Below are 13,644 nucleotides of genomic sequence, written 5' to 3'. Positions count from 1 at the left end.
AAATTAGTGGTCTATTTGAATGGAATCAGGGTATGAATTTTTTTCATACATTAAAGGAGTCGTTGTCAAGGGTTAAATTACCCATTTGCGGGTCTGTTTTAGAGGCCAATCCGGTTTCAATTCTTCCGGCAAACCTTCTTTCAAAATTGTTGTCATTCTTAGTCTTGAGAGAAAAATCATACCACCCGAAGCTTTTTTCTGTATCGATGTGGATGGTTTTTTTCTCCAGAGCCTTTAGGCTAAATGCTTTCATTTCCTTTCCATAAGCCTGATCTTCAAGTAGACAATGGACAGTTTTTGAATTGTCTTTATTCTCCAAATGAATGAGAAGCTGTGGTTTTTTGGGATCAGAGATATCGTAGGTTGTATTAACTTCCAACACTAACTCTCCCTTTACACCTCTGAAACTTCTGAAAAATCCATTTGGGCCGTAAGCCTCAAGGTGATATTGATTGTTTTCAAAATTTTGAAGTGGCCATTCGTAGTCCAATTCAGTGCCTGCTTCCAAAGCGAAATCCCAAGATTTCATGGATTTCCACTGGCCATTTTCCAAGAATCTGTTTTGACTGTAAACCTGAAATGGAACGCCAGCTGTCTTATCACCAAAAAAATCCTTTCCATTTTGAAAAACAATTCTGAACCTTTGCTGAAAAGGATTCAATGACCCATCGAGATACAGTTCATAAGGTAGGGGAGAGGAGTTTCTGATACCAGCTTCCTGTTTTGGCAAAACAGGGGATCTTACCCCATTTTTTTTAGAAGCTTTGATTTCTTCGGGATTTAAGGGCGTGAAATTATTGGGCATGTCTTTAAAACTGGCTTGGTGTATCATGGACATAAATTCTTTTTGCTGAACAGATTGTGGTAGACTGATTTTTTCGCCATTGTAGGGCTTGAAGGCTGAGGTCAAATTCCCACAAACCGTTCTTCTCCAGGAATTGATGTTTTCTTCTTTGATGTCCTTTCCGGTTTTGTGTTTGAGGAATTTCTCCAAAAACATCAAAGAAGAGGTCAGGTCACAAACCTCAGAGTTTACCCACCCTCCTCTTGTCCAAGGAGAGGCAATGATCAAAGGAACCCTGTAACCAAGTCCAATTGGGCTTTGTCTCGCATTTTGAGGTTTCATTCCAGGCTTGGAGAGTTCTTCTTCCATGGTAACATATTCATCATTGGTGCTGATTCCAGAAGTGTATTTTCCTGAGTCTTCATTGGTGGGATGAGGGGCAACGAAAGGCGGGATATGGTCAAAATAACCGTCATTTTCATCGTAGTTGAGGATGAAAATGGTTTTCTTCCAGACTTCGGGATTTTCGGTCAGGATATTCATTACCTCGGAAAGATACCAAGCACCGTACCAAGGGGCTGATGGATGATCTGAAAATTTCTGAGGGGCAACCAGCCAACTTACTGTTGGTAATTTACCATCTTTCACATCCTTTCTGAATTCATGTAGGATGTCTCCTTTTGGAATTTTGGTTTTGAATTGCTCACCATCCTTTTCATATTCCATCCACTCTGTATCATGAAAATGCGGGTCATTATCATTGATGGTAAAAGCCTTTTGGTGAAGATTTTTTTCTGCTTCAGGTAATTTGTCAAAATTTTCTGGGTGGTATTTGACCAAGGCATCACGGACATAGGCCAGCTTTGCTTTGTTTTCAGTCAAACTCTTTTCTTGTCCTTCCACAGGAGTGGATTTTATTGCCGATTCCAAGTCTGCGATGGTTTGCACCAATTCTTTTTCAGCTTTTTTCAAAAATGGATAATGACTTTTGGCAAATCTTACATGATATTGCTTGAACCATTCAAGGTTATTGTCCGTGAAGTTTGCCAACAAGCTCTCATCTTCTCCTTCCAAACCTGAAGATAGGCTGATTTCATTTTGGTAAACCTTCCAAGAAACGCCGTTTTCTTCCAATCTTTCAGGATATGTTTTCCAGTCTACTTCTTTGCTATAAGTCGCTTCAGAATTCCTTACAACCGAATGGCCCGTTTTGGGATCCCTGCTTTTTCCTGTCCAAAAATACATGCGGTTGGTAGTCGTACCGGTCAGTGCGGAACAAAAATGCTGGTCACAGACCGTAAATGCATCAGCCAAGGCATAATAAAATGGAATATCTTCCCGGGTATAGTAACCCATGGTCAAAGGGACATGACTGAATTCTTTGGTGCCGGGACGCTTGGCTTCAATCCATCCATCGTATTTTCCTTCATTACGGGCATCTACCTGATTTTCCCATGAGTGAGGTATATCCTTCATCCAAGTTGCTTTGGTATTTTGGATATCCAAATGAAAAGGCTTGTAGGTATTGCCTTCTTTATCTTTTTGCAGCCAAACCGGTAATCCGTCCTGTAACCTGATTGCCCTTGGGTCATTGAATCCTCGGACACCTTGAAGTGAACCCAAAGCATGGTCGAAAGACCGGTTTTCCTGCATCAAAAAAACGACATGCTCTGCATCCAAAAAAGTGGTGCCTGCATCAGGACTGATAGCCATTGCTTTTTGAATGGCCTGAGGAATTCCTCCCCAAAGTGCCATCCCTCCTGAAAAAAGTGTTGCCTGTTTTAGAAATTCCCTTCGATTGGTTTTCATATTTATTATTACAATAAACCTGCCCATACCACATTTTGGTACAGGCAGGGAATTTAAGTTTCAAGATTCTTAATTATCTAACAACATCCCACCAAACCCTGGTGGAAATCCGATCTTCACCTTGTCTTGTGATGGCAGCGCGGTAATTGTCTTCATTTAAAGCCTGTACTGAAGAAGGGTACATAAATCTTCTTGGTACATTTGGTTCAAATGCTGCAGGTCCAGGTACAATTTCAGGGTATCCGGTTCTTCTCCAATCGTACCAGTTCTCTAATCCTGAGAAAAACAGAGACAACCATTTTTGAGTACCGATTTTCCCAAGTTTTTCCTGCTGTGTTCCGGTGTAGGATACTTTTGTTTGGTTAAAATAATCATTGCCAACCTGTAATTTATCGGCGATCTGTGGCAGGTTGACCAATCTATATCGGCTTTCATAATAGTCAAATGAAGCATTCACACCATTCAAGTAATATTCTTCAGCGCTTCCTGTGGTGATGAATCCTCTTTCTCTAGCCTCAGCTAAGATAAACTGTAATTCAGAATAATTCATCAGTATAGTTTGGTACCCTACAGGGTTTGCCAAAGGGGTACATTGATTACATGACCAAAGAAAACCAACTCTGGAAATATAATTGGACCCCCCTCTAGCAGGGTCTCCTGATGGAGAATATTGCAAGGCTTCTTCATCAGAAAGTCCATTGGGAACACCTTGATAATCCTCAATATCTCCAATAATCCCTGCACCTGAATCATTTGTTGGCTGGGCAAAAGCAAATAAACGTGGGTCATTGAGGTCTTTAAGTGTTAATTCCATGTTTTTACTTAACCTGTATTCATCAAAGGAACCCGACCGAGTAGTGTAGAGGTTATGTTGATTAGGTACATCTGGGAGATGCTGTAGCATAGCATGGTCATCGTTTCCGGTGAAAATTGGAAATTGGGCTGGATTAGATAGAATTTGTTGCATTTCAACTGAAGGGTCTTTTCTGAGTGAAATGCGCATCAGTGCCCTTATTCTTAAGGAGTTCGCAAATTTTTTCCATTTGTTGACATCACCACCAAATAGGATATCACCTCTTATGGCTTCATTGCTTGTTCCCAAAAGTTCATTGGCCTCTCGTATTTCACTCAGGATTCCTTCATAGATTGCCTCCTGACTGTCGAACACAGGGTAATTGACCCCTTCTTTGGCTAATGTGGCTTCAAAATATGGAAGCTCTCCATAAGCATCAGTCATAAAGGAAAACTGAAAAGCCCTAAGCACTTTTGCTATACCAACATAATTATTTTGTCCAAGAGGTTCAGATATCTGAATGATATTGTTCAGGTCTCTCATAGAATTGTAGAAGCTACCATAAGGATTGCCAAATGGACCCCAGTTGTAACGGTCTTCGTTGGTAAACTGGATTTTTGCAGTGTATTGCATCACGACGTTTCCAATCCCCCAAGCCTGACCTGCTACTTGTCCAGCGGTGGTCCTGATGACAGTAGGTAGTAACAATGACGAAGGAACGACTTCAGGAGAATTTGGATTTGAATTGATTTCTTCAAAATCTCCAGTGCAGGATGCTATCCAACCTAGTTGAAGGAAGAGCATTGCAGTTAGTAATTTTTTAATATTAAGTTGCATGATTTTCAATTTTCAGATGATTGGTGAATTAAAACTTAGCATTCAGATTAAAACCGAAGTTTCTGGTTGATGGGAAAGCCATGTTTTCTATTCCTGGTTGAAGTGTACCTCCAGACATTGACAAAGTTTCAGGATCGAAATGCGGATTTTCTGTCCAAAGGGCTAGATTTCTCCCTACCACTGACAATCTAACATCTTCAATGGGAAGGTTGCCAAACCACTTTTTCGGTAGATTGTAGCCAAAGATTACTTCCCGAAGTTTGATGTAAGAGGCATCATATTTGGCCGCTTCCACATTGTTTCTTTCATAATATCGGTTATGCCAGTTTCTGGAAGTGATTTTGATATCATTTGGTCTGAATGTTCCATCTCCATTTGCGATTACTCCCGGGCTAACGATGCCATTTCCTTCTACCGAAAGGTCATATCCATTTTCCCTACCAAAAAGGGTTTCTTCCAACTGACCCGATGTACTACCGATGGTTTTTGTCCTAGAGACAACTATCCCGCCATATCGGATGTCAAAAAGAAACCCAAAAGAGAAGTTTTTATAACTAAAGCTGTTTTGAATACCCAACATCCAGTCAGGATTGTAATTTCCCTGTAGGACCAATTCAGAATCTCTAAGGGGTGTCCCGGTACTGTTATGGATTATTTCTCCGAAGAAAGGGCTATTTGGATCATCAACCCTTGCAAAGCCTACTCCATACATATTCCCCATTCTTTCACCGATCCGGGCTTGTACAAAAGCGCCGTTTCGTTCTGTTAAGGTATAGGTGTCCAATCCCTCTGTCAGTTCTATTACCTTACCTCTGTTTCTTGTGAAGTTAGCTACTACATCCCATCTGAAGCTATTGTTTTTTCTAATTGGATTAGCCATAGCTACAATTTCAATTCCCTGATTCTGGATTTTCCCTGCATTGATGATACGGCTATTGTAGCCTGTGGCAATGTCCAAAGTGATCGGGATAATCTGATCTCTGGTTATATTGTTATAGTACGTAAAATCAAATCCTAGTCGGCCTTGAAAAAATCTGATATCAAGTCCAAATTCAGTTGAAGCAGTTCTTTCAGGTCTCAATTCTGCATTTGAAAGGACTGATGATTCTGTCTTTGCCTGATCTGATCCCCAAGCAATCTGATTGTTGAAAACATTCGTCAGACTGAATGGCGAGGTATCATTCCCCACTTCCGCATAAGCTGCCCTTACTTTGACCAAAGAGATGCTTCTTGGCATTTCTATCATATCAGAAATAATACCGCTTACGGTCGCTGAAGGATAGAAGTAAGAGTTGTTGTTTACAGGAAGGGTAGAAGACCAGTCATTTCTTCCAGTAATATCCAAAAACAGAATATTCTTATATCCAATCTGTCCAAATCCGTATAGTGAATTGATTTTTTTGCGGGAGTTAAATTGCTCAGTTTGCAAAGCAACCGCTGTATTGGTAAAATTATAGATATCAGGGATCAACAATTCAGGTGCTACCAATTGAAGGAATCTGTTTTCTTGAGACATCAAGTTTCCTCCCAAAGCGATATTGTATGTCCAAGTTGCCTTGGTGGTTTCAGAATAGGTCAGCAAAAAGTCAGAGTTCCTTTCATTGAAAGACACATTGTCTTCTCTGTAATTTCCTCTTGGGAATCTTTGTGTAGAAAAAGCCCTTTTTCTGTCCCTTATCTCATTGTAATTGTCCACACCGGTTCTTAGCATAAGGCTAAGTTTATCTGTGATTTTATAATTCAACATGAGATTTCCAAAAATCCTGTTCTTTTGTTGACCGTTGGTATTCTCAAAGACAGTAAAATAAGGATTGTCGTGATAGTTATAGTTGTAATTGAATTGTTGAACTCCTTCTAATCCTGGCATCCAATAATCTCTTAGGTTCCTGGTATTGATTTGCCTACCATACCATATCCATAAATACATCAGATTTTCAGTACCATAACTGATATTTGGCCGATTACCTGAATTGGTATTCTGGTAGTTGACCGTAGTGTTGAGGGTCAACTTATTTGGAATGATTTGGATTCCGGAGTTCAATGCTAGGGTATTCCTTTTTAGGTCTGTATTGGGGACTATGCCTTTCTGATCCAGGTTGGTCCAAGAAAATCTTACGTTTGCCTTTTCAGTATCTCCTGCGATAGAGACATTGTTGGCTAATGTAACCCCTGTTCTAAAAAAGTCATTGATATTGTTTGGTTGGGGAACCCATGGAGTGGAATTGATCGTACTTTCTGATGGTGCATTCAAATCACCGCCTCGGAAGCCTGGAACATTTCTTGGTGAATCAAACTGAGGAATGGATAATCCAGTGTTCATATCAGGACCCCAACTTTCGTCAACCCCATCTGCAATACCTGCTCCTGCACCATTGACAAAAGCAAATTGACCATTATTTCCTTGTCCGTACCGGTCTTGCCACTTGGGCATCACCAAAGGAGTGTCAAACGTAGTATTTGAATTGATGGTAACTCCTAATCCCTTTTTCCCTTTTCCTGATTTAGTTGTTATCAGAATAGCCCCATTTGCGGCTCTTGAACCATAAAGCGCAGCAGCAGCAGGCCCTTTCAATACTGTCATTGAAGCAATATCATCAGGATTGATCTCTCCGGCGGAATTTCCATAATCCACCTCAAGGCCACCTCTACCTGAGGACCCTACTACATTGTTGCTTATCGGAATACCATCCACTACAAATAATGGTTGGTTGGCATTGATGTTCAAGGAGGACTCCCCACGTATTGTTACCCGGGTCGATCCACCCAAAGTACTTGAACCGTTTGTGATCTGAACACCTGCAACCCGGCCACTGAGGGAATTCAATACGTTTGTTTCCCGAGCTTCAGAAAATCTGTCTCCATCGACAGTTTGGACTGAGTACCCTAAGGCTTTGGCATCTCTTTCCATGCCAAGTGCCGTGACGACAACCTCACTCATTTCAAAGCCTTCTTGAAGGGTTACATTGATGATGTTGGCATTGCCAACCACTCTATCCAATTTCTCAAATCCAATAAAGGAGAAAGAAAGGGTGTCGGATGCATTGGCTACAATGTTAAATACACCATCCAAATCTGCAACGGTACCCTTAGAGGTACCTTTGATCAGAACGCTTGTGCCTGGTAGCGGTTGACCGCTAGGATCAGATACTTTTCCTTCAACCTTTCTTTCTTGGGCGAAGGCAGATAGTGTCAAACCTAGAAATAAGGTGAGCAACCATCCTACTTTTTGTGTTGTTAAGGTTTTCATTAGTTTGTAGAAATGTGTAATGGCTTTTTGTTTAAAAGTTTTAACAAAGCTAAACTTTTGACTTTCAGATGGGGTTAAGAAAAGGTTAAGTAAAAGTGAATTAATTTTTTGTTAAGAAGTAAAAAATGCGCTTAAATTAACCTATAAGATAGTTTTTAGACTTAATATTGATCGAAAAAATTATGGGTATATTTATTCAATGTTAGGATTCTGTTAAATAAAAAAGTATATAAATAGTAAACTTTTTTTTAGACATGAGATGTGAGACACAAGATGTGAGACTTTCCAACCTTTGAGGTCTTTTTTAGACCTCGAAGGTTTTGCTTCATAGGAAGGGTTTGGATAAAGAGGGGAAAACCTTCGAGGTCCTGTCGTTGTGGTAGGGAAGACCCCAAAGGTTTTGGGATCAACCTTTGAGGTCCTGTCGTCGTGGTAGGGAAGACCTCAAAGGTTTCATCCTCCTAACTCGCTTCCGCGACCCTCACTTTTACTTTCTTCAACTTCTCATTATTGATCTTGGAGATGGTTTTTTTGACGAGGTCTCTTTTTACGGCTACATAGGAAGCAAAATCCAAAATGGTGATCAATCCAATATCAGAACCTCCAAGTCCGCCTTTTTTGGTCAATAGACCTACAATGTCACCTTTACTGATTTTATCTTTTTTGCCAGCACTGATGTAAAGGCAAGCAAGGTGGGTAGGAGTGGGTTGGGGCAAGGTCTCAGAAACTTCTATTTCCTCCACTGATTTATCAATGTAGTCAGGAAGTTCCTCGTCATTGGCCAGTATCAGATAGCCCTGACCTTCTGCATGCATCCTTGCAGTCCGGCCGTTACGGTGGGTGAATGCGTCTATTCTTGGAGGCAATTGGTAGTGGACTACGTGTTTGATTTCAGGAATATCCAGGCCCCTTGAAGCCAAGTCCGTGGCGATTAAAAGATTGTATACGCCACTTCGGAATTTGATCAGGTTTTTTTCACGATCAATTTGTTCCATCCCTCCGTGTAATACCCCATGTTCAAAATCATAATCGGTCAGCAACAGACTGATTCTGTCCACCGCATCCCGGTGATTGCAAAAAACAAGGCAGGCTTCATGCTGGAATCCTGCAACAAGTCGCATCAAAGTCTCCACTTTAACTTTGCTTGAAGTATGGATCAATTTGAGTTCCAGTTTGGAATCCACCTCATCTTTGAGGTAATTGACCTGTTGTGGTCTACTGAAAGGGATAAAATCCGGCATCCTGTCCAGTTTGGTTGCGGAAGTCAACAAATGCCTTTCCGTTCCGGTTAATGCCCTGAATATCCCTCTTAATTGTTCATGAAAGCCCATTTGTAGGGATTTGTCAAATTCATCCAATACGATCAGACGGATATTTTCCATATTAATGGATTCTCTTTGAACATGGTCAGATAGTCTGCCCGGTGTACCGATTACCACTGCCGGACCTTCGGATAAGGAGTTCTGTTCAATCTTCACAGAGTGGCCACCATAGCAGGTGCTGACCCTAAAGTTGGTTTTCAAGGATTTGAAAACCTGCTCAATCTGAATCGCTAACTCTCTAGAGGGCACCACAATCAATGCCTGTACTTCTCGAAGGTTTTCATCCAAACTATCAATCAGGGGAAGGAGATAAGCCAAAGTTTTTCCTGAACCGGTAGGTGCCAACAACATCAAGTTATCGGTCTCCTTGGCCTGCTGTATAAAATCCAGCTGCATTTCGTTAAATGATTCGATTCCTAAAAGATTTAAAAATCCGGCGTATTTCTGATTGATGTTTTCTGACATGCTGCAAAGGTAGGTTTTTTTGAAGTAGTGAGATGAACCATTTCTAGGAGCCCAAAAATAATTTGGGTAGATGGTTTACATATTTTTAAAGTGTCATTTATTTGTAATTTCCTGCTTTGTAGAACTAGCCCATATCAGATTTTGAAAAACCAATTTTCTGTAATTATTGTCTGAAAACACCTGAGGGCCATGACCGGGCTGGATATAGTCAAATCGGGTATGGGGAGTGATCTGCTGACACCATACCAAAGGATTCATACTTTGGGGATGGTCGGTTTTTGCCAATACATGTTCATTTTTGCTGACAGGTAATCAAAAGAACCTTTAATTTGTCTTCCTGCGCAATAGAATGTAAGCTTGTAAGGAATAGTAGGAGGATGAGGAGGATTGGATTCATATTTTAAAAATAGTGAAAACTTATGGATAACAGTTTTATCGGGCTTTTGCCTATGATTAAGATGGTATTAATCCTAATTTTAATAAAAACTGATATAATTTACAGAAAACGGATATTCTTAAACTAAAAAAATAATCTTCCAAAACAACATCCCTAAATCCCATATCATGAAATATCCCCTTATCCTTCTTATTTTTTTGTTGATCAATTATCAACATCAAGCAGTCATTGCGCAACAAGCCACTCAAGAACCTGTCCGCATGGCCATGATGGGTATTTCCCATGGGCACTCTCCTTGGATATTCAACAGGAAGGATAAATCTGATGTGGACTTGGTGGGTATCTATGAGCCGGATCAAAAATTGGCAGCAACATTTATCGAAAGGTATGGCTTGGAAAAAGATTTGTTTTTTAGTGATGCTGACCTGATGTTGGATCAAGTGAAACCTGAAGCGGTATTGGCATTTGGTTCTATTTATGACCATTTGATGGTGGTGGAAAAAGCTGCTCCCCGCGGAATCCATGTGATGGTAGAAAAACCCCTGTCAGCTTATTATGAGCATGCCGTTAAAATGAAAGCATTGGCTGACCAACATGGCATTTATCTCTTAACCAATTTTGAGACATCATGGTATGCCAGTACTGAAAAGACCTATCAATTATTACAGGATGAAGCCGAATTTGGGAAAGTTCTTAAAGCTGTCTTTCACCATGGGCATAGAGGGCCAAAGGAAATAGGTGTTGGTAAGGAATTTTTGGATTGGTTGACAGACCCTGTTCAGAATGGTGGAGGGGCCTTGGTTGATTTTGGTTGCTATGGGGCCAATATCATGACCTATTTGCTGAAGGGAAGAAAGCCTGTCTCAGTTACGGCCATTACCAATACTTTCAAACCTGAGTTATATCCCAATGTGGATGATGAGGCTACCATCATTTTAGATTATGGGGATGCACAAGCCATCATTCAGGCCTCTTGGAATTGGCCATTTGACAGGAAGGACATGGAGGTGTATGGGGTTTCAGGATATGTGATCAGTGAAAATAAATCAAAAATGCGGACAAAAAGCTGGAGTTCAAATGAAGAGAAACTTTTGGAAGTTAGGCCAGAAGAATTGGGAGTCTATGTTGACCCTTTCTCATATTTTGCTGATGTGATACGTGGGAAAATCACTGTAAATGAATATAGTCTTTATTCATTAAGCAATAACATGATTGTCGCCGAAATTCTAGATGCTGCAAGACAATCTGCAAGTAAGGGACAATCAGTTTATTTAAAATAACGATAACCCTTTCTTTTCTTTTTTCATCAAAAAATAAAAGGTATCTGTAAAAAAATGCTACAAATTCTTTTTAGGTGGTTCTGAAAGATTGTTGCAAATCAAACTTGATTAACATGGACAAAATCCCATTATCATCGTGATTTTTGGTAAATTTATTTGAATTAACAATTACTCAAAAATAAAGAAAATACCACAGTATGAAATTTCTTACTTCCCAAATGACATTTTTTTTGCAAAATAAACCTGATCGTAGAAATCTCAGGCTATTGTCTAATTTTTTGTTGATCCTGCTGGCAATGATTACCGTCTTTACAGTGATTTTTCATATTTTGATGTTAAGGGAAGGTCAGGAATTTTCATGGTTGACAGGCTTTTACTGGACTTTAACAGTAATGTCAACACTTGGATTTGGGGATATTACTTTCTCCAGTGATTTGGGCAGATTTTTTTCCATCGTTGTATTGCTTTCAGGGATGTTGTTTTTGTTGGTTTTGTTTCCATTTACTTTCATCAATTTCTTTTACTCTCCTTGGATGAAAGCCCAAGAACAAGCAAGAGTGCCAAGGGAAATGCCCGTTGGATTAAAGGGACACGTTATTTTGACCAAATATGGTCCAGTCACAGAAGCATTGATCAAAAAATTAGATCGGTTCAAATATGATTACGTAGTCTTGGTAGCGGATCTCACTGAAGGATTGAGGCTAAGGGAACAGGGAGTGAAGGTCATGTTGGGGGATTTGGTGGATCCGCAAACCTATATAAACGCAAGGGTTGAAAACGCAGCCCTGGTTGCCACCACCGAATCAGATGTACTAAATACCAATGTTGCTTTTACGGTGAGAGGCATCAGTAAAGATGTCACCATCATTTCTACAGCAAATACTGAAGCGGCAGTTGATATTTTGAAACTTGCAGGCAGCAATAATGTACTTCAATTAGGAGAAATCATGGGACTCATTCTATCAAGAAGGGCCAATGCCGGTGATGCATGTGCACATGTGATTGGCCGTTTTGGGGATTTGCAGATTGCTGAAGCCTTGGTGACAGGGTCGTCCATGGTCGGAATGACACTCAAAGAAACATCGCTAAGGCAAAAAGTAGGGGTAAGTGTAGTTGGAATCTGGGAGAGGGGGAAATTTGAAGATGCGAGACCCGAGACTAAAATATCCTCAAGCACTGTATTGGTTTTGGCAGGTACTGGGAAACAAATAGAAATGTACAACAAAAATTATGGGGTAAAGTGTGAATTTACTTCACCCGTATTGATTTTGGGAGGAGGAAGGGTGGGAAGGTCAACAGGAAGGGCATTGGCTGCCAGAAACCTTCAATATAAAATAGTGGAAAAAGAGCCACTTAGGGTTAAAGGAGTCAAAAATGCCATTGTTGGGGATGCTGCTGATTTGGAAATACTTAATCAGGCGGGGATTATGGAATCTCCTTCGGTGATTATCACGACCCATGACGATGATGTCAATGTATACCTTACCATATACTGCAGAAAACTACGACCTGATATCCAAATCATCAGCAGGTCTACTTTGGAAAGGAATTTAGGTACCATGCACAGGGCCGGTGCTGATTTTGTAATGTCATACGCCTCTATGGGTGCCAATACTATTTTGAATTTACTCCAAAGAAGTGACATTCTGATGGTGGCAGAAGGCCTTGATCTGATCAAAGTCAAAGTTCCACATCAGTTAAGTGGAAAAACCATTAAAGAATCTTCGATCAGGAAAGAAACCGGCTGTACCATCATTGGAATAGAGGATGATGAAGAAATGCATATCAACCCTGAACCCAATATGATCCTGCCGGAAGGTGCAGAAATTATATTAATAGGTACCGTTGATGCTGAAAACCAATTTTTTCAACTTTATGGTACCAAAGATCTTTGATTATTCCCCGGATATTTTTTAAAAACTCCATTTTTTTCAACTCAATTAAATGGATTGCTGTTAAAATTGCGAAACTGCCATCCGATAAGGCGGCATTGCTCAATGATCATCCCACAAAAAACAGTCAACTCGCCAGAGGGCAAATAACTGAAATTTTAACTTTGAATCTCCTTTTCCAAAACCATCAAATCCCTACATTGAACGCCATTCTCAAAAATCGGATCATCGTAATTTTTAATGAAAAAATCAGAGATTATGTCAACAAGCAAAAATCCCTGACTAAGATACAGCTGTAATTGAGCGATGCTTGTGTTGGCAGTGGCAATGCGAAGTTTTGCAAAGCCCAATTTTTTGGAGATTTCTTCTGCATACCTCAACATCATTTTCCCCAATCCTTTTCCTTGAAATTCGGCAAGTACAGCTATATTCTTGATCTCAATGGTTTCTTTTTGATCAAGGGGGGACAATACAAAAACCCCGATTATTTTTTCACCGAATTCAGCAAGGTAAGTTTCCGAATGCGGAAGGTAAGCGTCAATCATCTTGCGCGAAGGATCTGCCAATTCCAATAAGGCATAAGGTGGTGTTTCCCCCTTATTTAGCTGTCTGATAGTTATTCCAACCATTATTTAAGTTCATTAGGTTCAGGAAATGATAAAATTGAAAACAAATTGGACCTCTGGAGATTCCTCGTGCCTACCAATGACAGATTTTGAAATCGAGTGTTTAGAACTACAGATAGCATTAAATCTATAATAAAACTTTGCCTTGTCACCTCGACGTCAGGAGAGGTCTGCAGCCCGCCTTGATGTCAT

The 13,644-nt window shown here is 40.3% G+C and carries 8 protein-coding genes; 2 read left to right on the top strand and 6 right to left on the bottom strand.

Annotated features, from left to right (window positions below; translation table 11 throughout):
* Nucleotides 1-43: 43 nt before the first annotated feature.
* The 5 genes from HMJ38_RS20030 to HMJ38_RS20010 form a co-directional block, all read right to left on the bottom strand.
* Nucleotides 44-2,593, bottom strand: a complete 2,550-nt coding sequence (locus HMJ38_RS20030) for a phosphocholine-specific phospholipase C (RefSeq protein WP_194976224.1) — start codon at nucleotides 2,591-2,593, stop codon at nucleotides 44-46.
* A 73-nt stretch (nucleotides 2,594-2,666) separates the two neighbouring features.
* Nucleotides 2,667-4,223, bottom strand: a complete 1,557-nt coding sequence (locus HMJ38_RS20025) for a SusD/RagB family nutrient-binding outer membrane lipoprotein (protein ID WP_194976223.1) — start codon at nucleotides 4,221-4,223, stop codon at nucleotides 2,667-2,669.
* A 28-nt stretch (nucleotides 4,224-4,251) separates the two neighbouring features.
* Nucleotides 4,252-7,470, bottom strand: coding sequence for a SusC/RagA family TonB-linked outer membrane protein (locus HMJ38_RS20020; protein WP_194976222.1), 3,219 nt, complete (start codon nucleotides 7,468-7,470; stop codon nucleotides 4,252-4,254).
* 461 nt (nucleotides 7,471-7,931) lie between these two features.
* Nucleotides 7,932-9,257, bottom strand: coding sequence for a DEAD/DEAH box helicase (locus HMJ38_RS20015; protein ID WP_194976221.1), 1,326 nt, complete (start codon nucleotides 9,255-9,257; stop codon nucleotides 7,932-7,934).
* Between the two features lie 93 nt (nucleotides 9,258-9,350).
* Nucleotides 9,351-9,542, bottom strand: a complete 192-nt coding sequence (locus HMJ38_RS20010) for a hypothetical protein (protein ID WP_194976220.1) — start codon at nucleotides 9,540-9,542, stop codon at nucleotides 9,351-9,353.
* A gap of 279 nt (nucleotides 9,543-9,821) precedes the next feature.
* Between HMJ38_RS20010 and HMJ38_RS20005 the strand changes: the two genes are divergently transcribed.
* Together HMJ38_RS20005 and HMJ38_RS20000 are read left to right on the top strand one after the other, a co-directional pair.
* On the top strand, nucleotides 9,822-10,934 hold the full coding sequence (locus tag HMJ38_RS20005) for a Gfo/Idh/MocA family protein (RefSeq protein WP_194976219.1): 1,113 nt from the start codon (nucleotides 9,822-9,824) through the stop codon (nucleotides 10,932-10,934).
* 230 nt (nucleotides 10,935-11,164) lie between these two features.
* Nucleotides 11,165-12,829 (top strand): potassium channel family protein, encoded by a 1,665-nt coding sequence (locus HMJ38_RS20000; RefSeq protein WP_228780167.1) that lies wholly within the window; start codon nucleotides 11,165-11,167, stop codon nucleotides 12,827-12,829.
* 155 nt (nucleotides 12,830-12,984) lie between these two features.
* Here HMJ38_RS20000 and HMJ38_RS19995 read toward each other — a convergent pair whose 3' ends face one another.
* Nucleotides 12,985-13,455 (bottom strand): GNAT family N-acetyltransferase, encoded by a 471-nt coding sequence (locus HMJ38_RS19995; RefSeq protein ID WP_194976217.1) that lies wholly within the window; start codon nucleotides 13,453-13,455, stop codon nucleotides 12,985-12,987.
* Nucleotides 13,456-13,644: the final 189 nt, after the last annotated feature.

Origin of the sequence: Aquiflexum lacus, from assembly GCF_015476655.1 — a bacterium.
GTDB classification, from domain to species: Bacteria; Bacteroidota; Bacteroidia; order Cytophagales; family Cyclobacteriaceae; genus Aquiflexum; species Aquiflexum lacus.
This window is presented reverse-complemented; position numbering and strand designations above follow the sequence as displayed.